20 protein-coding genes are annotated in these 25,467 nt (G+C 73.2%); 11 read left to right on the forward strand and 9 right to left on the reverse strand.

The features are described 5' to 3' along the window. The coding region (locus tag C569_RS30945) for an ATP-dependent Clp protease ATP-binding subunit (RefSeq protein WP_036346777.1) at positions 1 to 2,127 on the forward strand (2,127 nt) is incomplete at its 5' end. Here the strand turns inward: C569_RS30945 and add are convergent. Continuing rightward, entirely contained in the window at positions 2,118 to 3,104 is a 987-nt protein-coding gene (add, locus tag C569_RS0123970) for an adenosine deaminase (protein ID WP_018788280.1), read from the reverse strand. The genes C569_RS30945 and add overlap by 10 nt on opposite strands. Beyond that, positions 3,104 to 3,979 (reverse strand): AraC family transcriptional regulator, encoded by an 876-nt coding sequence (locus C569_RS0123975; protein WP_231394879.1) that lies wholly within the window; start codon positions 3,977 to 3,979, stop codon positions 3,104 to 3,106. Before C569_RS0123975 ends, add begins: the two co-directional genes overlap by 1 nt. Before the next feature lie 337 nt (positions 3,980 to 4,316). Between C569_RS0123975 and C569_RS0123980 the strand changes: the two genes are divergently transcribed. From C569_RS0123980 to C569_RS0124025, 10 genes are read left to right on the forward strand one after another with little or no spacing between them, the layout of a single operon-like run. Continuing rightward, complete coding sequence (locus C569_RS0123980; protein ID WP_036346780.1) at positions 4,317 to 5,288, forward strand: DUF1702 family protein; 972 nt, start codon at positions 4,317 to 4,319, stop codon at positions 5,286 to 5,288. Positions 5,289 to 5,292: 4 nt separating this feature from the next. Beyond that, a complete protein-coding gene (locus C569_RS0123985; protein ID WP_018788283.1) occupies positions 5,293 to 7,245 on the forward strand; it encodes a CRTAC1 family protein in 1,953 nt (650 codons plus the stop codon). Continuing rightward, positions 7,242 to 8,213 carry a hypothetical protein gene (locus C569_RS30950; RefSeq protein ID WP_036346783.1) on the forward strand — a complete coding sequence of 324 codons (972 nt, stop codon included), beginning with the start codon at positions 7,242 to 7,244 and terminating at the stop codon, positions 8,211 to 8,213. The genes C569_RS0123985 and C569_RS30950 overlap by 4 nt, the downstream gene beginning before the upstream one ends. Before the next feature lie 32 nt (positions 8,214 to 8,245). Beyond that, positions 8,246 to 14,011 carry an SDR family NAD(P)-dependent oxidoreductase gene (locus C569_RS0123995; protein ID WP_026268580.1) on the forward strand — a complete coding sequence of 1,922 codons (5,766 nt, stop codon included), beginning with the start codon at positions 8,246 to 8,248 and terminating at the stop codon, positions 14,009 to 14,011. 1 nt (position 14,012) lies between these two features. Beyond that, positions 14,013 to 14,462: a thioesterase family protein gene (locus tag C569_RS0124000; RefSeq protein WP_018788286.1), complete on the forward strand. Its 450-nt coding sequence runs from the start codon at positions 14,013 to 14,015 to the stop codon at positions 14,460 to 14,462. Continuing rightward, on the forward strand, positions 14,455 to 15,015 hold the full coding sequence (locus C569_RS0124005) for a flavin reductase family protein (protein WP_051090527.1): 561 nt from the start codon (positions 14,455 to 14,457) through the stop codon (positions 15,013 to 15,015). Before C569_RS0124000 ends, C569_RS0124005 begins: the two co-directional genes overlap by 8 nt. Continuing rightward, the gene (locus C569_RS0124010; protein ID WP_018788288.1) at positions 15,012 to 15,575 is read left to right on the forward strand and encodes a hypothetical protein; all 564 of its coding nucleotides are present in this window, start codon (positions 15,012 to 15,014) and stop codon (positions 15,573 to 15,575) included. Before C569_RS0124005 ends, C569_RS0124010 begins: the two co-directional genes overlap by 4 nt. Beyond that, a complete protein-coding gene (locus C569_RS0124015) occupies positions 15,572 to 16,258 on the forward strand; it encodes a copper resistance protein CopC (protein ID WP_196806773.1) in 687 nt (228 codons plus the stop codon). Before C569_RS0124010 ends, C569_RS0124015 begins: the two co-directional genes overlap by 4 nt. A gap of 23 nt (positions 16,259 to 16,281) precedes the next feature. Then, on the forward strand, positions 16,282 to 17,142 hold the full coding sequence (locus C569_RS0124020; RefSeq protein WP_026268581.1) for a class I SAM-dependent methyltransferase: 861 nt from the start codon (positions 16,282 to 16,284) through the stop codon (positions 17,140 to 17,142). A gap of 29 nt (positions 17,143 to 17,171) precedes the next feature. Beyond that, entirely contained in the window at positions 17,172 to 17,714 is a 543-nt protein-coding gene (locus tag C569_RS0124025; protein ID WP_018788291.1) for an EF-hand domain-containing protein, read from the forward strand. 70 nt (positions 17,715 to 17,784) lie between these two features. Here the strand turns inward: C569_RS0124025 and C569_RS0124030 are convergent, their stop codons facing one another. The 7 genes from C569_RS0124030 to C569_RS0124065 form a co-directional block, all read right to left on the reverse strand. Continuing rightward, complete coding sequence (locus tag C569_RS0124030; RefSeq protein ID WP_018788292.1) at positions 17,785 to 19,128, reverse strand: cytochrome P450; 1,344 nt, start codon at positions 19,126 to 19,128, stop codon at positions 17,785 to 17,787. A 95-nt stretch (positions 19,129 to 19,223) separates the two neighbouring features. Next, positions 19,224 to 19,769, reverse strand: coding sequence for a pyridoxamine 5'-phosphate oxidase family protein (locus C569_RS0124035; protein WP_018788293.1), 546 nt, complete (start codon positions 19,767 to 19,769; stop codon positions 19,224 to 19,226). Between the two features lie 73 nt (positions 19,770 to 19,842). Then, entirely contained in the window at positions 19,843 to 20,952 is a 1,110-nt protein-coding gene (locus C569_RS0124040; RefSeq protein ID WP_018788294.1) for a DegT/DnrJ/EryC1/StrS aminotransferase family protein, read from the reverse strand. A gap of 307 nt (positions 20,953 to 21,259) precedes the next feature. Further along, positions 21,260 to 22,375 (reverse strand): nucleotide disphospho-sugar-binding domain-containing protein, encoded by a 1,116-nt coding sequence (locus C569_RS0124050; RefSeq protein WP_018788296.1) that lies wholly within the window; start codon positions 22,373 to 22,375, stop codon positions 21,260 to 21,262. A 107-nt stretch (positions 22,376 to 22,482) separates the two neighbouring features. Then, positions 22,483 to 23,466, reverse strand: coding sequence for an NAD(P)-dependent oxidoreductase (locus C569_RS0124055; protein WP_018788297.1), 984 nt, complete (start codon positions 23,464 to 23,466; stop codon positions 22,483 to 22,485). Further along, on the reverse strand, positions 23,463 to 24,215 hold the full coding sequence (locus tag C569_RS0124060; protein WP_231394880.1) for a trans-aconitate 2-methyltransferase: 753 nt from the start codon (positions 24,213 to 24,215) through the stop codon (positions 23,463 to 23,465). Before C569_RS0124060 ends, C569_RS0124055 begins: the two co-directional genes overlap by 4 nt. Continuing rightward, entirely contained in the window at positions 24,212 to 25,444 is a 1,233-nt protein-coding gene (locus tag C569_RS0124065) for a class I SAM-dependent methyltransferase (RefSeq protein ID WP_018788299.1), read from the reverse strand. Before C569_RS0124065 ends, C569_RS0124060 begins: the two co-directional genes overlap by 4 nt. Positions 25,445 to 25,467 lie beyond the last annotated feature (23 nt).

Here is a 25,467-nt window from a genome sequence, read left to right on the forward strand (position 1 = left end):
GCTGCGCAGGTTCTGGTGAAGCTGGGTGCTGATCTGAACCGGGTGCGGCAGCAGGTCATCCAGTTGCTGTCGGGCTATCAGGGTAAGGAGCCGGCTGCTGCTGGTGCTGCCCCGGGTGAGGCCGCGCCGTCGACCAGTCTCGTGTTGGACCAGTTCGGCCGTAACCTGACCCAGGCGGCGCGTGAGGGCAAGCTCGATCCGGTGATCGGGCGTGAGAAGGAGATCGAGCGGGTCATGCAGGTGCTGTCCCGCCGGACCAAGAACAACCCGGTGTTGATCGGTGAGCCTGGTGTCGGTAAGACCGCTGTGGTGGAGGGTCTGTCGCAGAAGATCATCAAGGGTGAGGTGCCCGAGACGCTGAAGGACAAGCAGCTTTACACGCTTGACCTGGGTGCTCTGGTGGCTGGTTCCCGTTACCGTGGTGATTTCGAGGAGCGTCTGAAGAAGGTGCTCAAGGAGATCCGTACTCGTGGTGACATCATTTTGTTCATCGACGAGATCCACACTTTGGTGGGTGCGGGGGCGGCTGAGGGCGCGATCGACGCCGCGAGCATCCTCAAGCCGATGTTGGCCCGTGGTGAGTTGCAGACCATCGGTGCCACCACGCTCGACGAGTACCGTAAGCACTTGGAGAAGGACGCTGCTCTGGAGCGTCGTTTCCAGCCGATCCAGGTGGGTGAGCCGTCTCTGGCTCACACCATCGAGATCCTCAAGGGTCTGCGGGACCGTTACGAGGCGCACCACCGTGTGTCCATCACTGATGCTGCTCTGGTCGCCGCGGCGACGCTCGCCGACCGGTACATCTCGGATCGGTTCCTGCCGGACAAGGCGATCGATCTGATCGATGAGGCGGGTGCCCGGATGCGGATCCGCCGGATGACCGCGCCGCCGGACCTGCGCGACTTCGACGAGCGCATCGCTCAGGTGCGCCGTGACAAGGAGTCCGCGATCGATGCGCAGGACTTCGAGCGGGCTGCGCAGCTGCGCGACACGGAGAAGCAGCTGTTGGGTCAGAAGGCGCAGCGGGAGAAGGAGTGGAAGGCCGGTGATCTGGACGTCGTCAGCGAGGTCGACGACGAGCAGATCGCCGAGGTGCTCGGTAACTGGACCGGTATCCCGGTCTACAAGCTGACCGAGGAGGAGACCTCGCGTCTGCTGCGTATGGAAGACGAGCTGCACAAGCGCGTCATCGGCCAGGAGGACGCGGTCAAGGCGGTGTCGAAGGCGATCCGGCGTACCCGGGCCGGCCTGAAGGACCCGAAGCGTCCCTCCGGCTCGTTCATCTTCGCCGGCCCGTCCGGCGTCGGTAAGACCGAGCTGTCCAAGGCGCTCGCCGAGTTCCTGTTCGGCAGCGAGGACGCCCTCATCCAGCTCGACATGTCGGAGTTCCACGACCGGTACACGGTGTCCCGGCTCGTCGGTGCCCCTCCGGGCTACGTCGGCTACGACGAGGGTGGGCAGCTGACCGAGAAGGTGCGGCGCCGGCCGTTCTCGGTGGTCCTGTTCGACGAGATCGAGAAGGCCCACCCGGACGTGTTCAACACGCTCCTGCAGATCCTGGAGGACGGGCGTCTGACCGACGGTCAGGGCCGGATCGTGGACTTCAAGAACACGGTCATCATCCTGACCACCAACCTCGGTACGCGTGACGTCGCCAAGGCGGTGTCGCTGGGCTTCCAGGCATCTGAGGACTCCGAGTCGAACTACGACCGGATGAAGCAGAAGGTCAACGACGAACTCAAGCAGCACTTCCGGCCCGAGTTCCTCAACCGCATCGACGACACCATCGTCTTCCACCAGCTGCGCGAGAACGAGATCCTCTCGATCGTGGACATCATGATCCAGCGGATCGAGACGCAGCTACGCAACAAGGACATGGGTCTGGAGCTGACCGACAACGCCAAGAAGTACCTGGCGAAGAAGGGCTTCGACCCGGTACTGGGCGCACGGCCGCTACGCCGCACGATCCAGCGCGACATCGAGGACAACCTGTCCGAGCGGATCCTCTTCAACGAACTGACCCCGGGCCAGATCGTGGTGGTGGACTGCGAGGGCGACCCGGAAAACATCGACAAGTCCAAGCTCGTCTTCCGGGCCGGCAAGCCGGTGCCGACGGGTCAGCCGTAGGCCCGCCGGCCCACCTCCGCCAGATGAGCACGCGTCGCGTCGTCGCAGAGCGCCCCGGTCACCCCGGCGGCGTACGCCCGCTCCGGCCCGAGCCCGAGACGCGCCGCCAGCTCGTGCTCACGAGCCAGGTCGGTGCCGAACATCGCCGGGTCGTCGGTGCCGACGGTACAGAGCAGACCGGCGGCGACCAGACGGGGTAGCGGATGCGCCGCCTCGGACCCCACCACCCGGGTCCGCAGGTTCGACGTGGGGCACACGTCCAGCACCACACGCCGGTCCCGCAGTTCGGCGAGCAGACCGTCGTCCTCGGCGGCCCGGACACCGTGCCGGATCCGCGCCGGGGCCAGTTCCAGCAGGTCACGCACCGAGTCGGGACCGCCCGCCTCGCCACCGTGCGGGACGAACGCCAGGCCACCGTCGCGGGCGATCGCCACGGCCCTGGCGAACACGTTCGCCGGTGCGGCCAGCTCCGGCCCGCCCAGCCCGAACCCGACCACGCCCCGGTCCCGGTAACGCACGGCCTGGCGGGCGCACTCCTCGGCGTCGGCCGGCGACAGCTCGCGATCCACGTCGGGAGTCAACAGCACACGTACGCCATGCCGCTCGTACGCCTCGGCCGCGCCATCGGCGTACCCCTCGAAGACGGCCGTCCAGCCGACGCCCCGGCGCACCCGCTCGGCCGGCGAGAAGATGCCCTCCAGGTAGACCGCGCCGTGGGCGGCGGCCTCGGCGGCGTACTCCACCACGACGCGCCGGAAGTCGTCGGCGGTACGCAGGCAGTTGGTGGTGAGCACCCACGTCCGGACGAAGTGCGCGAAGTCGGTGAACTCGTAGAGCGGACGCAGCCCCTCGACCGTCTCCGCGGGCAGCCGCTCGCCGTTGCGCCGGGCGATGACCAGCAGTGTCTCCGGCCGCACCGTCCCCTCGAAGTGGACGTGCAGTTCGATCTTCGGGGACGGCCCGACCCACGCCGCCATCAGGCGGCTCGCAGCGGGTGCCGCTCGTCCGCCACCGGCGCCCGCCCCCGCCAGCCGGCCTGCGACACGCCCAGCAGCCAGCGCAGCGGCGTGGCCGAGAGCAGCGGCGGATCAGTGACCCGCACCTGCCGTACCGGCACCGTGAGCGTGGCCAGCGCCGTGGGCCGGGCGTGCTGGTCACCGGCCGGTACTTGCAGCTCCGTGTCACCGACCAGGAAACTGTCCGGCGCGCCGTCGACGAGCGCCGCGGTGGCGTCCCGGTCCGGCCGCAACAGCAGGACGCGGGCGCGGTGCTCGCCCGGCGGCACGGTGGCGGGCAGCGCGGCGGGTAGTGGCCGCGGCGCGGCCGTCCACCACTCGTTGCGCCCGCCGTTGCGGGGCGCCACCGCGGCGAGCAGCAGACCCGGCAGGTCAACCGTGTCGAGGTGCACCAGCGCCCGGTGCGCCTGGCCGGCGACGATCGCGCGCCCCCTGATCACCGGCAGTAGGGCCGACACCGACACGCCTGCCAACTGGCGGGCGAGCTGGCGGAACCGCTCCGGCGGCAGGCTCACCCAGCGCCGGAACTGGGTCGTGAACGTGCCGACGCTGGAGTACCCGACCTGGGCGCTGATCGCCGTGACGGTGAGCGAGGAAACCAGTAGCAACCGTCGCGCCTCGGCCATGCGCAGGGCTGCCAGGAAACGTGCCGGTGTCATCGAGGTGGCCTGCTTGAACACGCGATGAAAATAGAAGGGGCTGAACGGGGCCAGGCGCGCCAAAGTCTCCAGCGGCAACGGCCTGCTGAGTTCTCTTTTCATGTGCTCGATCACCCGGACAATGGCGGCCAGCCGACCGCCGTGATCCTTGCAGTCGGCACCGGAAAACAGCCCCATGGCCCCTCCATCGCTACGTGGAAACCGTGGCCAATGGTGCTGTGCAGCTCTTGAACGAGTCTTGATTGGCTGCGCACCGGCAGCTCCGGCGCACGTGACAGCCGTCCGTCCCTCCTGGTCGAGCCGGTCCGGAAGCCGCTGCCCGGCCTGCGCGCGACCGGCTTCTCCGGCCCGGCCGACCAGCCCTCGGCACCCGCCGGAGGCAACACAGCAACCTGCGAGAAGACAGTGGCCGAGGCTTCCGCAAGTATTGGCCGGAGCGCGCACGCCAATCGAAGAGCTTCGCTGCAGGCGAGCGGCATCCGCATGCGTACACCCACGGCGAATTGGACTTGCCATGGCCCGAATCTTGTTGGCACTGCGACAACGCATCCTGACTCCGGATAAGCGCGAGGCGTTGTTTGACGTACGCGGTTTCCACGTCAAGAGCGACGCCGCGCGGCAGGCCCTGGAAAGTGCCGGGCTGAGTTTCATAGGCGGGTTCGGCGACGCCGCCGGGGCACCCTCGCCCCGGGCCGCCGAGGAACTGCTGGAACGTCGCCCGGCACCGCTGCGCGGTTTCGCCTACGAGGGCGCCGCGATGGCGTACGCCCTGATGGACAGCCTGCGCCCCGGCGGCGGCCGGAGTCTGGCACGATTCCTGGCCGGACGCGGCGACGCGCACGCCTACATGGCGCACGTCGGCACCGGGTGGGCCATGGCCCGGCTGCCCCGCTGGCGCTGGCCGGCGGTCCTTCCGCCCGACCCGCTGTTGCGCTGGCTCGCCCTCGACGGCTACGGCTTCCACCAGGCCTACTTCCACACCGGCCGGTACGTCCACGAAGGCCACCGCGACCCGGCGCACATCTGGCCGGCGGAGCTGCGGCACTACGCCCCGCGCGCGGTGGACCAGGGCATCGGCCGGGCGCTGTGGTTCGTCGCCGGCGCCGACCCGGCCGAACTGGTCCGCCTGCTCCACCGCTTCTCCGCCGACCGGCACCCCGACCTGTGGAGCGGGGTCGGCCTGGCCGCCAGCTACGCCGGTGGCGCCGAGCTGGGCGAGCTGAGAATGCTCCGCGAGGCTGCCGGCGAGCACCGTCCGGCGCTCGGCCAGGGCGGCGCGTTCGCGGCCAAGGCCCGGATCCGCGCCGGGCACGTCCCGACGCACACCGCTGTCGCGGTCGGGGCGTTCTGCGTCACAAACGTCGAGCAGGCCGCCTCGATCACCGACGCGGCGCTCGCCGACCTGACCGATTCGGCCTCGCGGCCCGCCTTCGCGGTGTGGCGTCAGCGGATCGCCGACCATCTCGTCCTGCTGGGGAGGTGCTGACCGGGTGTCCATGATCCTTGGTTGGGGCCGACGTCACTGCGCCGGGCTGACCGCCCTGCTGCTGATCGTCGGCCTGTTCCTGATCTCCGAGCCGGCTACTGCCACCGACGACGAACGGCGGCGCATGGCCGAGGGCTACCGGTTCACGCCGCTGTCCATCGCGATCCCGGGCGGCCTGCCGCAGCAGAGCATCCGCCGGGTCAACAAGGAGTACACGCACATCGACGCGTGGATCTCCTCGGTGGGCGCCGGGGTAGCCATGAACGACATCGACGGCGACGGCCTGGCGAACGACCTCTGCGTCACCGACGTACGGATCGACCGGGTGGTGGTCACCCCCACGCCCGGGGAGCGCCAGGAGCGGTATCAGCCGTTCGTGCTCGACCCGGCGCCGCTGCCGATGGGCCCGCACATGGCGCCGATGGGCTGCGCACCCGGCGACTTCAACGAGGACGGCCGCACCGACCTGCTCGTCTACTGGTGGGGCCGGACGCCGGTGACGTTCCTGGCCCGCCCGGACGCCGCCGGTCTGTCCGCGGCGGCGTTCCGGCCGGTCGAGCTGGTTGACCGGCCCCCGGCCGCGGACGGCGGCTACACCGGGCCGCGGTGGAACACCAACACGGTGAGCGTTGCGGACTTCGACGGCGACGGCCACGAGGACGTGTTCGTCGGCAACTACTTCCCCGACGGCCCGGTGCTCGACCACACCGTCAGCGGCGGCGTGGCGATGAACAGGTCCATGTCCGCCGCGTACAACGGCGGGCGCGACCACATCCTGCGCTGGACCGGCGCGACCGCCGACAGTGTCACCTTCGCCGACGTGCCGGATCTCTTCGGCGACGACGTCTCCCGAGGCTGGGCGCTCGCGTCGAGCGCCACCGACCTCGACGGCGATCTGCTGCCCGAGCTGTACGTCGCGAACGACTTCGGCCCCGACCGGCTGCTGCACAACCGCTCCACGCCGGGCCGGGTGCGGCTGGCCCTCGCCGAGGGCGAGGGCAGCCGGCTCACGGTGCCCAAGTCGAAGATCCTCGGCCACGACTCCTTCAAGGGCATGGGCGTCGACGTCGGCGACCTGGATGGCGACGGCCTCTACGACATGTACGTCGGCAACATCACCACCTCGTTCGGGATCCAGGAGAGCAACTTCGCCTTCATCAACCAGGCGCGCGACGCCGACGACCTGCGGCAGCGGCTCGCCGCCGGCCGGGCTCCGTTCGTCGACCGCAGCGTCCCGCTGAACCTCGCCTGGAGCGGCTGGAGCTGGGACGTCAAGATCGCCGACCTGACCAACCGCGGCCGGCCCGACATCGTGCAGACCAGCGGTTTCGTCAAGGGCGAGGTGAACCGGTGGGCGCAGCTCCAGGAGCTGGCCACCGCGAACGACACACTGCTGGAGCACACCTCGTGGTGGCCACGGGTCCGCGCGGGCGACGACATCGCCGGTGGCCAGCCGCTGCGCCTGCACGTCCAGAGGCTCGACGGCGGGTACGCCGACATCGCCGACCGGCTCGGCCTGGCCGCGCCGATCCCGACCCGGGGCATCGCGCTCGGCGACGCCGACGGCGACGGCCGGCTGGACATGGCGGTGGCCCGGCAGTGGGACGCGCCGGTGTTCTACCGCAACGACAGCCCCGGCACCGGCTCGCAGCTCTCCCTGAAGCTGAACCGGCCACCGGCCGGTGACGCCGCCACCGGCTCCCCCGTGATCGGCGCCGACGTCACCGTCCGCACCCCGGACGGTCGCGTGCTGCGCGGCCGCGTCGACGGCGGCAGCGGCCACTCCGGCCGGCGCAGCTTCGAGGTGCACGTCGGCCTCGGTGACGTCACCGGGCCGGTCCAGGTCGACCTGGCCTGGCGGGACCGCACCGGCGCTCCCCGTACGCAGACGCTGACGCTCACGCCCGGCCGGCACGCGCTCACCCTCGGCACCCAGGCACAGGAGGCGAGTTCATGACGAAGCCACGCGACCCGCGAGTGACAGCGCTGCGCCGCTTCGCGATCTCGATCACCGTCCTCAACATCCTCGGTTACACGGTCCTCGGCTTCGAACAGCCCGCGCTCTGGCCGGTGTACGCCGTGCTTACCGCGTACGCCGCGGAGCTGCTGCTGGAGGCGGTGGGCGCGCGGGGCGAGGGCCGCGCCCCCCGGTACGCGGGCGGCGTCCGCAACCTGGTCGAGTTCCTCTTCCCGGCGCACATAACCGCGCTTGCGGTGAACATGCTGCTCTACACGAACGACCGGCTGCTGGTGATGCTATTCGGTGTGCTGGTGGCGATCAGCGGCAAGTGGCTGCTGCGGACGCCGGTCGACGGGCGGCTGCGGCACTTCATGAACCCGTCGAACTTCGGCATCGCGATCGTGCTGCTGCTGTTCCCGTGGGTCTCCATCGCGCCCCCGTACCACTTCACCGAGAATCTCTCCGGCCCCGCCGACTGGGCGATCGTGGCGGTGATCCTCGTGCTGGGCACGATGCTCAACGCCAAGCTGACCCGCCGGATGTGGCTGATCGCCGGCTGGCTGTCGATCTTCGTGGTGCAGTCGATGGTCCGGGGCCTGATCCTGGACACGTCGATCCCGGCCGCGCTGGCCACCATGACCGGTACCGCGTTCGTCCTCTTCACCAACTACATGATCACGGACCCGGGTACGACGCCGAGCCGGCCCGCCGCCCAGTTCGCGTTCGGCGGCGGGGTGGCGCTCGTGTACGGCGTGCTGACCGGCGCCTCGGTGACGTACGGACTCTTCTTCGCCACCGCGATCGTCTGCCTGGTCCGCGGCCTCTTCCTCTGGTCGCTGCACGCCTCGCGCCGCGAGCAGCGGCGCCGCGAACAGGACCACCCCCTCTCGCCCGCAACGCCCGGGACACCGGCCACTACCGGTCCCGTCTCCGCGGACAACACCAAGCGGCCCGTGCCCGCCTGATCCGCGAGTCGCACAACCTCAGGAGTCACGACATGAGCAGAATCGCGGTCGTCGGCATGAGCTGCCGCTACCCGGAAGCCGATTCGGTGGCCGACCTGTGGCGCAACGTCCTGAGTGGGCGGCGGGCGTTCCGCCGGCTGCCGCCGGAGCGGATGAGCCTGGAGGACTACTGGGACGCCGACCCGGCCGCACCGGACCGGTTCTACAACCGGAACGCGGCGGTCATCGAGGGGTACACGTTCGACCGGATCCGCCACCGGATCGCCGGCAGCACCTACCGCTCCACCGACCTCACCCACTGGCTGGCGCTGGACGTGGCCGGCGAGGCGCTCGCCGACGCCGGCTGGCCGGACGGCGCCGGACTGCCCCGGGAACGCACCGCTGTCGTGGTCGGCAACACCCTCACCGGCGAGTTCTCCCGCGCCAACGTGCTGCGGCTGCGCTGGCCGTACGTACGCCGGGTGCTGGCAGCCGGGCTGCGCGAACAGGGATGGTCGGACGACCGGATCGCGGAGTTCCTCGCGGTGACCGAGGAGCGGTACAAGAGCCCCTTCCCGCCGATCGACGAGGACACGCTCGCCGGTGGTCTGTCCAACACCATCGCCGGGCGGATCTGCAACCACTTCGACCTCGGCGGCGGCGGCTGGACCGTGGACGCGGCCTGCGCCTCCAGCCTGCTGTCGGTGGTCACCGCCGCACGCGCCCTGGCCGTCGGCGAGATCGACGTGGCCGTCGCGGGCGGGGTGGACCTGTCTATCGACCCGTTCGAGATGGTCGGCTTCGCCAAGGCCGGCGCGCTGGCCCGCGATGAGATGCGCGTCTACGACGAACGGTCGCAGGGCTTCTGGCCGGGTGAGGGCTGCGGCATGGTCGTGCTGATGCGCCACGACGACGCGGTGGCGCAGGGGCGCACCGTGTACGCGTCGATCGCCGGCTGGGGTGTCTCCTCCGACGGGCGCGGCGGGATGACCCGGCCGGAGGCGCAGGGCTACCGGCTGGCGCTGGACCGGGCGTACCAGCGGGCCGGTTTCGGCATCGGCACGGTGCCGCTCTTCGAGGGGCACGGCACCGGCACGGCGGTCGGCGACGCCACCGAGCTGCGCGCGCTCTCCGCCGCCCGGCGCGACGCCGGGGCCACCGATCCGGCCGCCATCGGCTCGATCAAGGCGCTCATCGGGCACACGAAGGCCGCCGCCGGGGTGGCCGGGCTGATCAAGGCGACGATGGCGCTGCGGCATGCGATCGTCCCGCCCACAGCCAATTGCACCCGCCCGCGCCCGGAGCTGACCGCCGCCGACCGGACGCTGCGCGCCGCGCCGGTGGCCGAGCCCTGGCCGGACGGGGCGCCGCTGCGCGCCGGGGTCATCGCGATGGGCTTCGGCGGAATCAACACCCACCTGGTACTGGAGGCCGGCCCGTCCGCCGTGCCGGAGCGCATCCGGCGACAGCAGCTCCGGCTCGCCCGGCACGCCCAGGACGCCGAGCTGCTGCTGCTCGACGCGGCCGATCCGGCCGCGCTGCGGGAACGGGTGGCCACGCTGCTGCCCCCGCTGGCCCGGCTGTCGTACGGCGAGCTGACCGACCTGGCCGGCGCGCTGGCCGGTGAGGTACGCGATCGGCCGATGCGGCTGGCGGTGGTTGCCGCCTCCCCCGCCGAGGCGGCCGACCGGTTCGGGCACGCCCTGGCGGCGCTCGACCGGGGCGAGGAGGAACTGTTCGCCGACGGGCTGGCGCTGCGGCGCACGCTGCGGCCGGCCCGGCTCGGGTTCCTCTTTCCCGGCCAGGGCTCCGGCCGGCGCGTCGACGGCGGCGCGCTGGCCCGGCGCTTCCCGGCCGCCGCCGAGGTGCACCGCCGGGCGGCGCTGCCGGCCGGCGCGGACCCGGTGGCCACCGAGGTGGCTCAGCCGCGCATCGCGGCGGATTCCCTGGCCGGCCTGCGGGTGCTCACCGAACTCGGCGTCGAGGCGCGGGTGGCGGTCGGGCACAGCCTCGGCGAGATCACCGCGCTGCACTGGGCCGGCACCGTCGACGCGGAGGCGGTGCTGCGGATCGCCGCGGCCCGCGGCGCGGTCATGGCCGGCTGCCGGGAACCGGGCACGATGGCCGGCCTGGCCGCCGACGACACCGCTACCGCCCGGTTGATCGGCGCGGAGCCGGTGGTGGTGGCCGGCTACAACGGGCCCCGGCAGACAGTGGTCGCCGGTCCGTCCGACGCGGTGCGACGGGTGTGCGAGCGGGCCACCGAGGCCGGTGTGCACTGGGCGGACCTGGCCGTCTCGCACGCGTTCCACTCCCCCCTGATGGCCTCGGCGGCGCGCGAGTTCGGCGACTGGCTGGAAGGGGTCCGGCTCGCCCCGCCGCGTCGGCCGGTGGTCTCCACCGTCACCGGCGCGGAGCTGAGCTCCGGCACGGACCTGATGGCGTTGCTGCGGCGGCAGATCACCGAGCCGGTGCGCTTCGCCGAGGCGGTCACCGAGGCCGGCAAGCGGGTGGACGCGCTGGTCGAGGTGGGCCCAGGCCAGGTGCTCGCGCGGATGGCCCGGGACCTGGTGGACGTGCCGGTGTTCGCCACCGGCACCGACGCGCCGACGCTCGCCGGGTTCCTCGGTACCGTCGGCGCGCTGTGGGCGCTGGGCGCGCCCGTCGACCACGGCACGCTCGTCAGCGACCGCCCGGTCCGTCCACTCGACCTGACCGCCCGGCAGCGCTTCTTCGCCAGCCCGTGCGAGGCGGCCCCTCCGGTCGTCGTCGACGCGGCGTCCCCGGCCGTCGCGGCCCGGCCGGCTGACGCCGGACGACCCGCCACCGGCAGTGAACGGCAACCGGCAGCCGATCCGCTGGCCGTGCTGCGCCGGCTGGCCGCCTCCCGCGCGGAGCTGCCGGCCGAGAGCGTCGGCGCGGACATCCGGCTCCTCGACGGCCTGCACCTCAGCTCGATCGCGGTGGGACAGTTGGTCAACGAGGCGGCCCGGGAACTCGGCCTGCCGGCGGTGCAGGCCCCGACGAACTTCGCCACCGCCACACTGCGCGAGATCGCCGACGCGCTGCGGGAACTGGATCCGGCCACCCCGGCCGTCGACCGGCGGGTGGACGGCGTCGCCCCGTGGGTGCGCGGCTTCACCGTCGAGCTGGTCGAGGAGCCGGTGGAGCGGATCCCCGCCGGCCCCGCCGGACCGGGTGACTGGCGTCTGTACGCGCCGGCCGGTCACCCGTACGCGGACGCGCTGCGCGACGCGCTCGCCGGTGCGGGCGTCGGCGCCGGGGTGTTGCTCTGCCCGGACGGGGACGAAGAGGTGGACGTCGACCTCGCGCTGCGCGCCGTCCAGGCGGCGGTGGCCCAGCGGCCGGGCAACCGCCTGGTGGTCGTCCAGCACGGCCGGGGCGTCTCCGGGCTGGCCCGTACCGCCCGGCTTGAGGGCACGAACCTGCACGTGACGCTGGTCGAGGCGGCACCCATCGACGACCTGGTGCAACGGGTGGTACGCGAGGTGGCCGCCACCGACGGGTACGCCGAGTCGCACCACGACGCGGACGGCACGCGACGTGTTCCCCTGCTCCGGCCGCTGCCACCGCCCGGCCCGGTACACGGCGGACCGGCCGGTCCGCAGCTGCGACCGGACGACGTGCTGCTGGTGACCGGCGGCGGGAAGGGCATCACCGCCGAGTGCGCCCTCGCGCTGGCCCGGGACACCGGTGCCCGGCTGGCGCTGCTCGGACGGGCGGACCCGGCCGGAGACCCCGAGCTGGCCGCCAACCTGGCACGGATGCGGGAGGCGGGGGTGCGTCTGCGGTACGTCCGCGCCGACGTCACCGACCCGGAGGCGGTACGCGCCGCCGTGGCGCAGGTGCGGGAGCACCTGGGTCCGGTCGCCGGTGTGCTGCACGGCGCCGGGGTCAACCGGCCCGCAGCCCTCGCCGCACTGGACCCGGACACGCTGCGCGCCACGCTCGGACCGAAGGTGGACGGCCTGGCGAACATCCTCGCCGCCGTCGAGGCGGACGGGCTGCGACTGCTGGTGACGTTCGGCAGCGTGATCGGGCGCGGCGGCCTGCCCGGCGAGGCCCACTACGCGCTGGCCAACGACTGGCTGGCCCGGCTGACCGCCGAGACCGGCCGCCGGTACCCCGGATGCCGCGCGGTGTGTCTGGAGTGGTCGGTCTGGTCCGGCGTCGGCATGGGTGAACGGCTCTCCGCCGTCGAGTCCCTGCTGCGCGCCGGGATCACCCCGATCCCGCCGGACGAGGGCGTACGGGCGCTGCGACAGGTACTCGCGCTGTCCCGGCTGCCTGCCGCGGTGGTGGTCACCGGCCGGACCGAAGGGCTGGACACGCTGCGCCACGAGCGGCGGGAGCTGCCGCTGCTGCGCTTCCTGGAACGCCCCCTGGTGCAGTACGACGGGGTGGAGCTGGTGGTCGAGGCGGACCTCTCGGCAGAGAGCGATCCGTACCTGACCGAGCACGACCTCGACGGTAACCTCCTGCTGCCCGCGGTACTCGGCATGGAGGCGATGGCGCAGGTCGCCACGGCGCTCAGCGGCGCCACCGGTGTGCCGGTGCTGACCGGCGTCAGCTTCCCCCGGCCCGTGGTGGTGGCACGCGGCGGGCGCGTCACCGTCCGGATCGCCGCCGTACAGGCCGAAGCGGGCGTGGTGGAGGTGGCGATCCGCAGCGACGAGACGGGCTTCGCGGCCGACCACTTCCGGGGCACCGTCCGCTTCGAGCCGGACGAGGGCGACCGGGAGGCGCCCGGTGTGACCGGCGGGCTGCCGCCGGTACCGCTGGAACCGGGCCGGGACCTCTACGGCGACCTGCTCTTCCAGGGCGACCGGTTCCGCCGGCTGGTGCGCTACCACCGGGTCGCATCCCGACGGGCCGAGGCGGACGTCGCCACCACCGAGGATTTGCGCTGGTTCCACGCGTTCCTGCCGCAACGGCTGCTGCTCGGCGACGCGGGCGCGCGGGACGCCTTCCTGCACGGCATCCAGGTCTGCGTACCGGACTCGACGCTGCTGCCGGTGTCGGTGGACCGGGTGGAGCCGGCCGGGCCGAAGCTCGCCGCCACCGAACAGATCCGTTTCGTGGCGGTGGAGCGGGAGCACCGGGACGACACCTACCGGTACGACGTGACCGTCCTCGGCGCGGCCGGGGTGGTGGTGGAACGCTGGCTCGGCCTGCGGCTGCGCGCGGTACGCCACCGACCGGCCGCCCTGCCGTGGCCGCCCGCGCTGCTCGGGCCGGTGCTGGAGCGGCGGCTGGGCCGGCTGCTCGGCGCCGACCTGGCGGTGGTGGTGGAACCGCGTCCGGACCGGACGGACGGACCGCGCCGGGAGGTCACGGCAGTGGCCGTCGGGCGGGCCGTGGGGCGGCCGGTGCGTCTGCGGTACCGGCCGGACGGACGGCCGGAGGACGTCAACGGCCGGCACGTCTCGGCCGCCCACAGCGGTGCCGCCAGCCTGCTGGTGGCCGGTGCCGGGCCGCTCGCCTGCGATCTGGAGGTGGTCCGGCACCGGCCCGCCGAGGTCTGGACCGACCTGCTCGGCCGGCACGCCGGGCTGGCCGGGCAGATCGCCGCCGACCGTGGCGAGGACGCCGACGTCGCCGCCACCCGGGTGTGGTGCGCCAAGGAGAGCCTGGTCAAGGCGGGGCTGCCGGTGGACGCCCCGCTCACGGTGGCCGGCGTCGACGGCGAGTGGGTGCTGTTGCGCAGCGGCCGGGTCACTGTGGCCACCGGCCCGGTCCGCGTCACCGGCGAGCCGCAGCCGGTGGTCGTCGCCGTCCTCACCGCGACGGGGGTGTGACGTGTCCTCCTGGTACGAGTACCGCCACGTGGTCGGCTTCGAGGAGACGAACCTCGTCGGCAACGTCTACTACGTCAACTATCTGCGCTGGCAGGGCCGCTGCCGGGAGATGTTCCTGCACGAGCATGCCCCGGCGGTGGTCGACGACCTGCGCGCCGGGCTGAAGCTGTTCACGCTGCGGGTGGACTGCGAGTTCCTCGCCGAACTCGACGCCTTCGACGAACTGCGCATCCGGATGAGCCTGGCCGAGCTGACCCAGACGCAGCTCGGCCTGGCCTTCGACTATCTGCGCGACGGCCCCGGCGGACTGGTGCCGGTGGCCCGGGGGCATCAGCGGATCGCCTGCATGCGGGAGGTCGCCGGGCAGGTGGTGCCGACCCGCGTGCCGCCGCCGCTGGTGCGGGCGCTGGCGCCGTACCGGGCGGCCGAGGGGGTGTCCGGTCGTGCCTGAGCGCGCAGTGGACGCGCCGGCCGCCGGGGCGCTGCGTACGGTGCTCGGCGAGTTCGTCACCGGCGTGACGGTGCTGACGGTGGGTGGCGCGCTGCCGCACGGCATGACGGCGAACTCGTTCACCTCGGTCTCGCTGGACCCGCCGCTGGTGCTGCTGTGCGTGAGCCGGGACAGCCTGATGTCCGCCTGCCTGGCCGATGCGGACGGGTTCGGCGTCTCCGTGCTGGCCGCCGGGCAGGAGCACCTGGCCCGGCACTTCACCGACCGGCACCGGCGGCCCGGACACGCACAGTTCGCCACCGTCGGCTGGTCGCCCGGCGAGCGGACCGGCGCGCCGCTGCTGCACGGCGCGCTGGCCTGGCTGGAGTGCCGACCGTGGCGCTGCCACGACGGCGGCGACCACGTGATCGTGGTGGGCCGTCTGGTGGCCGCGCGCACGGGCGCCGACCGCGACGCTTTGATCTTCCGGCGGGGCCGGTTCGACAGGTCCGGGGACCCCCACCCGGCCGCCGGCCGCCGGCACATCCAACAGCTCCTGAAGGAGGCGCAGTGACCCTGTCGGAGAAGCGCGACGCCGGCGGGCCGAAGCTCGATCTCAACGGCAGCCGGCACCGGGCGGCCCTGCACATCTTTCTTGTCGTCGTCACCGCCCACTGGGCCGAACACCTGGTGCAGGCCGCCCAGATCTGGGTGGTCGGCTGGTCCCGGCCGCAGGCGCGCGGCGTGCTCGGCATGCCGTTCCCGTGGCTGGTCGAGAGCGAGTGGCTGCACTACGGGTACGCGCTCGTCATGCTCGCCGGCTTCTGGCTGCTGCGCGGCGGCTTCGTCGGCCGTGCCCGGACCTGGTGGACGGCGGCGCTGCTGATCCAGGTGTGGCACCACCTGGAGCACCTGCTGCTGCTGGTGCAGTCGCTCACCGGCAGCAACCTGGCCGGGCAGCCGGTGCCGACGAGCCTGCTACAACTGGTGACGCCCCGGGTGGAGCTGCACCTGTTCTACAACGCCGTGGTGTTCCTGCCGATGATGGTGGCGATGTACCTGCACCGCACGCCGCTCGCCGACGAACTGGCCCGGATGCGGTGCAGTTGCCGCCGGGCGGCCGAGGTCCGGTGAAACGCGGGCCGGGGCCGAGGTGGCTGGCGGCGGGACTGCTCACGCTCCTCGCGCTCGGCATCGCCGGATTGATCCTGGCGGCTCAGGTGCGACCGGCGCGGTTGGTGACCACCGACCCGCCGGCCGGCGCCCGGCTGACCACGGCGCCGACGGCTGCGACGTTGACGTTCACCGGCCCGCTCGACGGCGGGCAGACACACGTCTGGCTGGTCGGCCCGGGCGGGGCGTTCGCCGCGACCGGCGCGCCGCGGTTCAGCGGGACCGACGTCGAGCTGCCGGTGACCGTGGTGGGCGACGGGCGCTACCGACTCGGCTACCACGCCCGGCTCGCCACCGGGCAGACCGCCACCGGCGTGGTCCCGTTCACCGTCGCCGCCGGGCTCGTCGCGCCGTCGCAGGCGGCCCGGACCGTCTCGCCGCCGGTCACCGCGCCGCCGGAGGGGTCTGCCGGGGGCGGCCACCATGGGGGTACGGGCGGAGCGGCCGGGCTGGTCCTGCTGCTGCTGCCGGTGGCGACCGGCGCGATCCTGCTGCTGCTGATGGCACGCGGGCGGCGTGACCGCCCGGCCGGGTCGCCGGACGGGGCCGGGCCGGGCCGGCGACGGCGGGCCTGGGTGCTGCGGGAACCCCAGGACGCCGACGAGCGGTCCGCCGACCACGAGCCGGCCCGATCGGGTCGGTGACCTGACGGACCACAGGAGGAGCGATGTCCGTACCGACAGATGCCACTGCCGTGAAGGCCGAACAGCGGCGGACCTGGGACGCCGTCAGCGACGGCTGGACCCGCGAGTGGGAGACGTTCGAGCGGGGCGGCGCCGCACTCACCGCGCGGCTGCTGGAGCTGGGTGGCGTACGGCCGGGTCACCGCGTCCTGGACGTCGCGACCGGGCCGGGAGAACCGGCGCTCAGCGCCGCCGACGTCGTCGGTCCGAACGGCACCGTCACCGGTGTCGACCTCTCCCCTGCCATGCTCGCGGTGGCCCGCCGCCGGGCCGCGGGGCGGCGCAACGTCAACTTCCTCGTCGCTGATCTCGAGACGGTGGAGCTGCCGCCACGCGCCTTCGACGTGGTGCTCAGCCGGCTCGGCCTGATGTTCGCCGTCGACCCCGGCGCCGCGTTCGGCCGGATCGCCCGGATGCTCGTGCCGGGCGGCGTGCTCGCCGCGGCGGTGTGGGCACCGCCGCCGCGGGTGCCGCTGATGTCGCTCGGGTACGGCGTGCTCGCGCGACGGCTGGACCTGCCGTCCGGGCCACCGGATGTCCCCGGACCGTACCGCCTCTGCGACCCGGAGGCGCTGGCCGCCGGACTGACGGGCGCCGGCCTGCGGGACGTGACTGTCGACGAGTACCCGGTCCCGTTCCGGTTCCGTGACCCGGCCGAGTACGCGCGGTTCACCCGGGCGGTGGCGCCACCACCTGTCCGCCGCCGGGTAGAGGCGCTCGACGCGGCCGGGCGGGACGCGCTCTGGGCGGAGGTGGCCGCCGCCGCCGGGGGACGCGCCGACCCGGACGGCCTGGTCGACCTGACCTCGACCGCGCTCACCGTCCGGGCGACCGCCCCGGCCTGACCCCCATCCATCGCCACGAGAGGATCGAGATGACCACCGAACTGCAACGCCGCAAGCTGGAGAAGGTGTTCGCCTCGTACGACGCCGACGGGGACGGCGTCGTCGACGGGCTGGACATCACCGCGATGGCCCAGATCTGGTGCGACACGTACGGGGTGGAGCCGTACTCGCCGGGTTGGCGGCGCATCCACGGCGCGGCGGCCCGGATGTGGCGCGGGATGCGCGGCAGCGACGGGCCGGACGGCGAGAAGCGGGTGACAGTCGCCGAGTGGGTGGCCTGGGCCGACAAGCCGGAGTTCCCGGAGTTCGTGACGAACGCGGCGGTGCCGTTCAGCCTGGCCGTCTTCGACGTGGCAGACGCCGACCGGGACGGGCGCATCAACCACGCGGAGATGTTCGCGGCGCAGAGCAAGAGCGGCATGCGGTCGGAGGAGACCCAGCGGATCTTCGACCGGCTCGACACCGACCGGGACGGCTACCTCACCAGCGAGGAGTACGGCCGGGCGGCGCACGAGTTCTATCTCAGCGCCGACCCGGACGCGCCGGGCAACGTGATCGCCGGGGAGCTCTGAGCGTCCGGTCCCCGTACCCGTCGACGCCCGGCCACCCGCCCAAGCGGGCCGGTGGCCGGGCGTCCACCGGTCAGCGGGAACGGCGGCGCGCGGTCATCGGCAGCGCGTCGACGGGCATGGTCATGGCCGGTACGGGCTTCGGCTCGTGACCCGGCACCGGCTCCAGGTGCCAGCGGGCGGCGATGCTGGCCAGCGAGACGATCATCTCGGTCCAGGCGAACTGGTCGCCGATGCAGCCGTGCACGCCGGTGGCGAACGGCATGAAGGCGCCGCGCGGCAGGGCCCGTGCCCGCTCCGGCAGCCACCGGTCCGGGTCGAACCGCCCAGGCTCCGGGTAGATGCCCGGGTTGTGGTGCACGGCGTGGAAGCTGTAGAGCACGTCCGAGCCGGCCGGGATCAGGTAGCCGCCCAGCTCGGCGTCGCGGGCGGTCACCCGGTTGTTGAACAGCCCCTGGGTGCGCAGCCGCAGCGTCTCGGAGAGGATCTGGCGGGTGTACGCCAGCGCCGCCACGTCGGCGTAGCCGGCGGCGCGTCCGTCGAGCACCCGGTCCACCTCGGCGTGCAGCCGACGGCGTACCTCGGGGTCCGCGCCGACGTGGTGCAGCGCCCAGCAGAGCGTGTTGGCGATGGTGTTGCTGCCGGCGATGAAGAACGTCATCACCTCGTCGTGGACCTGCTCGTCGCTCATCGCGGGCCGGCCGTCGTCGTCGCGGGCGAAGAGCATCATCGACAGCAGGTCGCCGTGGTCGGTGCCGGCCGCGCGGTACTCGGCGATGACCCGGCGGATGGTGGTCCGCAGGTACTCGGCTGCGGCGTCGTAGTCGCGGTTGGCCTGGGTGGGCAGGCGGGTCAGCACGCCTGTCACGTCGGTGATCCGGCGGAACAGCCCGCCCAGGACGGTGGTGGTCGCGGCCATGAACCGGGTGCGGTCGAGGCTGCGGTCGCCGGCGAAGACGACCTCCACGACGTTCGTGAGGGCCAGCTCGTCCATCTCCTTCTCGACCGCGATGAGCCGGCCGTCCCGCCAGGAGTCGAGCTTGGCGGCGACCGTCCGGCTCATCAGCTCGGTGTAGTGGATGACCTTGTTGCGGTGGAAGGCGGGCTGGATCAGCGCCCGCTGGCGGCGGTGGAACTCGCCCTCGGAGATGCCGAGGCCGTTGCCGAACATGGACCGGAAGCGGTCGGTCATCGGCCCGCCTCGGACGAAGGTGTCGCCGTCGCGGAGCAGCTCGCGAATCAGTGTCGGATCGTTCACCACGTACGCCGGGCGTTTGCCGAGCGCGATGGTGACGACCGGCTCACCGGACTGGAGTTCGAGCAGGAACTCGGCGGGCCGTCGCTTCATCTGCAGGCCGTGCCCGACGACTGGCAGGCGGCCGGGCGCCGACGCGGGTGTGCGCAGGGTGCTGGTCATGGTGCGTTCCCTCGGTGTCGGGCCGGCGCGGCGCGCCGCGTCGGCGGGGGACGGGCCGGCCGCGCCGGCGGGTAGGACCGCGGCCCGGGACGGGATCAGCCGGTGAGCAGCGCGCCGGTGGGCGCGGACCGCCCGGCGGCGTGCCAGACCCGCGACGATCCGATGGTCTGCCCGTTGGCCAGGTCCTGAAGGGTGATCTGAACGCGCCAGGGGTCGAACTGGAGCACCTCGAAGCCACCGTCGGTAGGGCCGTCGGGCCAGACCGCGTACGGGTCGAAGCCGCGTCGGGTCGCCTCGGTGGCGACCAGGTCCCAGACGTGACGCTTGGTGTCGCCCGGCTCCAGCCAGGTGGCGCGGCAGTCGACGAACACGGCGTCGTGCGCGGGCGTCCAGTAACTGCACGAGACGTACGGATTGCGGTTGAGGTGGGCGGTCTTGACCGGGGTGCGGGAGGTGCTGGCCCAGCCGGTCGGGCCGACATCGCCGACCTCCCAGGAGACGTGCATGATGCGGCTGCGCGGCCGGCCCCGCCCGTCCACTGTGGCGACGGTGCACCAGCCGATCTCGGTGGTGAGCCGTAGGAAGTCGTCACGGAGGTCGGCGAAGTCTCCGACCGGGGTGCTGAACGTGGAAGGCTCCATTCGACGATGGTAGATCCGCACGACCGGGGTTTGCTATATGATTCTCAATTCTTGCGGTCCCGGGCTCCGAGCCTCACCCGGCCAGCAGGACCTTGCGCAGCGCGTCGATCACCCGGGCCTGGGTGTCCGGATCCAGGGACGGATACATGGGCAGCGAGAAGATCTCCCCCGCCAGCCGCTCGGTGACCGGGAGCGACCCGTCCGAGTAGCCGAGGTGGGCGAAGCCGCGCATGGTGTGCACCGGCCAGCGGTAGCTGACGTTCAGCTCGATGCCGTGCGGACGCAACCCCTCCAGGAGTTCGTCGCGCCGCGGGTGCCGCACCACGTAGAGGTAGTAGACGTGCTCGTTGCCGGGCGCGGTGACCGGCAGGGCCAGCCCGGTGCCCGCCAGCCCCTCGTCGTAGCGGCGGGCGATCTCGCGGCGGGCGGCGACGTAGCGGTCCAGCCGGCTCAGCTTGCGGCGCAGGATCTCCGCCTGCACCTCGTCCAGGCGGCTGTTGCGCCCGGGCGTCTCGACCACGTAGTAGCGGTCCTCCATCCCGTAGAACCGCAGCCGGCGCAGGCGCCGCTCCACCTCCGGGTCGGCGGTGATCGTCGCGCCGCCGTCGCCGTACGCGCCGAGCACCTTCGTCGGGTAGAACGAGAAGGCGGCGGCGTCACCGAGTGACCCGGCCACGCGGCCGTGGTGGCGCGCGCCGTGCGCCTGGGCGCAGTCCTCCAGCACCGCGAGGCCGTGCTCGGCGGCGAGCGCCCGCAGTGACGCCATCTCGACGCACTGCCCGTAGAGGTGAACCGGGAGCAGCACCCGGGTACGCGCCGTGATCGCACCGGCGACCTGGTCGACGCGCATGAGACAGGTCGCCTCGTCCACGTCCACGAAGACCGGCACGGCGCCCACGGCGTCGATGGCGAGCACTGTCGGCGCGGCGGTGTTGGCGACGGTGACCACCTCGTCGCCGGGGCGTACGCCCAGCGCCCAGAGGCCGAGCGAGATGGCGTCGGTGCCGTTCGCCACGGAGACGCAGTGCGGTACGCCGTGGTAGGCGGCGAACTCCCGCTCGAAGCCGCGCACGCTCTCCCCGAGCACCAGCCGGCCGGAGGAGAAGACCTGATCCACGGCGCCGAGGACGTCCTCGCGCTCGCTGGCGTACTCGGCCAGGTAGTTCCAGACTCCGACGGTCATGGCGGCGGACCTCCCTGGGAGCGCGTCGTCGCCGCGGTGCCTCACCCCGGCATCACCACCTCGCATCCTAGGCGGCGGCCCACCGGCTAGCTATATGTTCGTCAACCAAAAGTGGTACCTGCGGCCCCGGCCCACCGGCCCGATCGGACGGAATCGCGGCGGCCGTGGCGCCGCCGACCACGGTGCCGGGCGAACGCGGCACAGGCGCCGACGCACTACACCCCGACCAGCGCGGCCGACGGCGGGAGCCCGACGACCGGCGGCGGGCGGCGGGCGGCGGGCGGCCACGAGCCGCCCGCCGCCGGTGTCACGCCGGCGCGGCCAGCCGAGGCACCACCTCGGCCGGTGACGGCAGCGCGGCGATCTCGGCCCGTACCTCAGCGGCCACGCGGCCCAGCTCCGCGTCGGTGAGCAGCCGGCCGACAGCGGCGACGTCAAGCTCATCCATCGCGTCCAGCACGTGCGCCAGCCCCCGGGTGCGCAGTAGTTCCCCGGTGACCAGCTCGTCCGGCGCTCCGGGCAGCACCATCTGGCGGACGCCGAGCGAGGCGCAGGTGAGGGTCGTGCCGTCACCGCCGTGGTGGATCGCGGCGACGCAGCCGCCAAGCAACTGGTTCAGCGGCACCCAGCCGGTGGTACGCACGTTCGGCGGCAGGTCGGCCGGCGCCGCGGACTCCCCGATCGCCAGCACGAACTCGGCGTCGATCTCGGACGCGGCGGTGAGCACCCGCTCGATACCGGCGGCGAACCGGTCCGGCCCGCCGAGGGTGCCGAAGGTGACAGCGATCCGAGGCCGGGTGACCGGCTCCCGGAGCCAGTCGGGCAGGACCCCGCCCCCGTTGTACGGCACGTAGCGCATGGAGATGTCGGCCGGCCCGCCCTCGACCAGGCTGGGCGGGGCGATGTCCACGGTCGGGATGCCCTCGGGCAACGCCACCCCGTGCCGGCGCATCGCCACCGCTCCGGGCAGCTCGCGCAGAAGGTCGGGGGTGAACCGGGCCAGCCCGAGGCTGTGCGCCACCGCCGGCACCTTGAGCTTCGCGGAGACGACCGGGCCGACCGCGAAGATCGGGTCGTACACCACCAGATCCGGCTGGACCCACTCGCCGAGCGCGACGTGGGCGTCCACGAACGGGTCCCAGGCCGAGACGATGTACGGCTTGCGCTCCTCCATCTCGCCGATCGGATCGGTGCCGATGGGCTCGAAGAGGCGTGGCACGTCCCTGATGAACTGTGCCTGCATGTCCGAGGTGGTCCGTCCGGGCACGGCGTCCAGGACCGAGAGCCCGGCCCGGGCGACCGCAAGCGCGTCACCGGCGGTGACGAAGACGACCTCGTGCCCGGCCGCGCGGAACGCCCACCCGAGCGGTACCAGGGGGAACGCGTGGCCGATGGCCGGACCCGGCATGAACAGTACGCGCATGACTCCTGCCCTTCCTGTCGCCGAGGCGGTACGGCCGACGCCGTCCCGCCGAGCCGGTGGCACCGGTCGCGCCACCTGTCGATTCGTCGCCCGGACCGGCGGCGGCGCTACGGCGCCCGCTGCCGCGGTTCCCCCGCCGACATCGGCTCCGCACGCCCGGCTACCCGGCGCAGCTCGTCGTGCCAGAAGTCGGTGACCGCCCGCCGCAGGTCGCGGCGTGGCCACCAGCCGAGCGCGGTGGCGGCGGGCGCCGGGTCGACGCACGACCACCTGACGGCAGCCCGCCAGTCGTCCGGACCGGTCCGCTCGTCCACTGTCGCCGGCACGCCGCTGACCTCCACCAGGAGCCGCACCAGCGACCGCACCGGCACCGCCTCGCCCCGGCCGATGTCGAGCACCCGGCCGGTCACCGGCCGGGCGGCGGCGGCCAGCACCGCCCCGGCGGCGTCCCGGACGTCGACCACGTCGCGCCGGGCCACGAGCGGCGCGAGCGTGACGCGCCCGGGGACGCCGGCCCGTGCGGCCGGTGCCAGCGCGGCGGCCACGCGGCCCAGCAGGCTGGTCGCGGGCAGCCCGGGGCCGAGCGCGTTCACCAGTCGCAGCACCACCGCGTCGACGTCACCGGCGTCGGCCGCCGCCAGCACAGCGCGGGTCGCGGCGAGCTTGGCCCGGCCGTACGCGGTGTCCGGCTCGGGCGCGGGGCCCGGTCCGCCCGGCGGCTGTGGGCCGTACTCGAGCACCGAGCCCAGGTGGATCAGCCGTGGGCGCCAGGAGGCACGGCGCAGCGCGGCGAGCAGCTGCCCGCTGAGCCGGGTGCAGCGCTCGGCCATCCGGTCCGGCTCGAGTCCCCAGCTACTGCCGGTGGCGTCGACCACGGCGACCGGGCCCTCGGCGTCCAGGAGCCGCGCCAGCGTGCCCGGATCGGCGCCGGCCAGGTCGAGCGCGGTGAACCGGTGCCGGCCCGGTAGGGCCGGGGCGCGGCGGGCAACCGTCAGCACGTCGTGACCGGCGTCGGCGAAGGCGTCCGCGACGTGACGGCCGACGAATCCGGTGCCGCCCAGCACTACCGCACGCGGCCGGTCACCGGTCACTGCGCACCGGCCGGACGGGCGATCCACAGGCCCCAGCGGAACGGCGGCGCCCCGACGTGCGCGGCGGCGAGCCCGGCCCGGGCGAACGCGGCGGCGAAGTGCTCCGGCCGGAACAGCGTCAGCTCGGTCGTCGCGGTGTCGTGCCCGATGCCCCCCGCCGGGTCGGCGTACGCCTGGTGCACCGTCATCCGGATCTGGTCACGCGCGCCGTCGAGCCAGGTCGAGTGGGACAGCCGGACCACCACCCGGTCCTGTTCCTGCACCATGTCGCGGGCGATGTAGCCGGGAACGAACTCCTCCGGCGTGTACCAGGGCTCGACCAGCAGCACGCCGCCCGGGGTCAGATGGGCGGCGAGCCGCGCCACCGTCCGGTCCAGTTCGTCGGTGCAGCGCAGGTGCGGGACCGCGAAGAGGCAGACCAACACGTCGAAGGCGGCCCCCAGGTCCAGTTCACGCATGTCGCCCTCGTGCAGTGTCACGCCGGGCACCCGGCGGCCGGCACGGGCGAGCATCTCCACCGACAGGTCCACCCCGGTCACCGCGGCGAAGTGGGCCCGCAGGTGTTCCAGGTGCAGACCGGTGCCGCAGGCCACGTCGAGCAGCGAGGCGGCGGCCGGGTTCCGGCGCCGGACCAGCCGGGCGAGCGTGGCGGCCTCGGCGGTGTGGTCGCGGCCACGGTGCCGCATCACCAGGTCGTAGACCTCGGGGTATCCGGCGCGGTAGAAGCTGTCTGCCACTGGCGCCGTCACCGGACGCGAACGGTGGGCACGTAGTGGATCCACCGGCCTCCGGCGGCCCGGAAGCCGGTCTCCTTCGCCACGATCTCGTCGGCGTGGTTCCAGGCGAAGAGCACCGCGTAGTCCGGGTACGGGTCGGCGAAGGCGGCGGGTGGGCGGACCGGGATGTGCGCGCCGGGGGTCAGCCGGCCCTGCTTGGCCGGGGTGCTGTCGCAGACGTACGAGATCAGCTCCGGCCCGAGCCCGCAGTAGTTGGTGACTGTGGCGCTCTTCGCGGTGGCGCCGTAGGCGGCGACCGTGCGGCCCTCCTCCCTCAGCGAGCGCAGCAGCGCGACCAGCTCGGTCCGGGTCCGCGCGACGTCGGCGGCGAACCGGTGCAGCGCCTCCTCCCCGGTCACCCCGCGATCCCGCTCCTCGCGCAGCAGGTCGGCGACGGCCGGGGACGGGGTACGCCGCCCGGCGTGGGCGAGCGTGTAGCGCACCTCGCCCCCGTGCACCGGCAGCCGCCTTACGTCCACGAGGTCCAGCCCGGAGCGGGCTGCGGCGGCCCGCACCGAGTGGGCGGTGAAGTAGTAGAAGTGCTCGTCGTAGATCTGGTCGAAGGCGGTCCTGGCGAGGATGTCGCCGAGGTACGGGTCCTCGAACACGAGGACGCCGCCGGGGGCGAGCAGCAACCGCGCCCCGCGCAGCACCGAGTCCAGGTAGGGCAGGTGGCAGATCGTGTTTGCGGCGTAGATGACGTCCGCCGGCCCGTCGGTGGCGTGCACCTCGGCGGCGGTCTCCTCCTCGAAGAAGTCGGTACGCACCCGTACGCCCTGCTGCCGGGCGAGTTCGGCCACCCCCGCCGACGGTTCGAAGCCGAGGTGGCGTACGCCCGCAGCCGCCACGGTCCGCAGCATCACCCCGTCGTTGCAGCCCAGCTCGACGCAGAACGCGCCGGGCCGGGTCAGCTCGGTGGCGAGCAGTTCCCGGCCGGTGCCGGTGAAGTGCGCGCGCATCACCGACGACAGCGACGAGCGGTACGGGTAGTCGCTGTGGAACATCCGCTCGCGGGGCACCTCCTGAACGAGCTGGACCATCGTGCAGTCGGCGCACCGGCCCAGCCCGAGGCGGTAGAAGAACTCGCCGGCCAGGTCGGCCGGGCGGGGAAACGCGTCGGAGAGGGGCTGCCGGCCGAGGTCGAGCATCTCGCTCACCGGGCCGCCGCAGATCCGGCAACCGCTGACGGCGGGGGCGGTCATCTGCCTGATCCCTTCGGGTGCGG

Source organism: Micromonospora sp. CNB394, assembly GCF_000374985.1.
Classification (GTDB): Bacteria; Actinomycetota; Actinomycetes; order Mycobacteriales; family Micromonosporaceae; genus Micromonospora; species Micromonospora marina.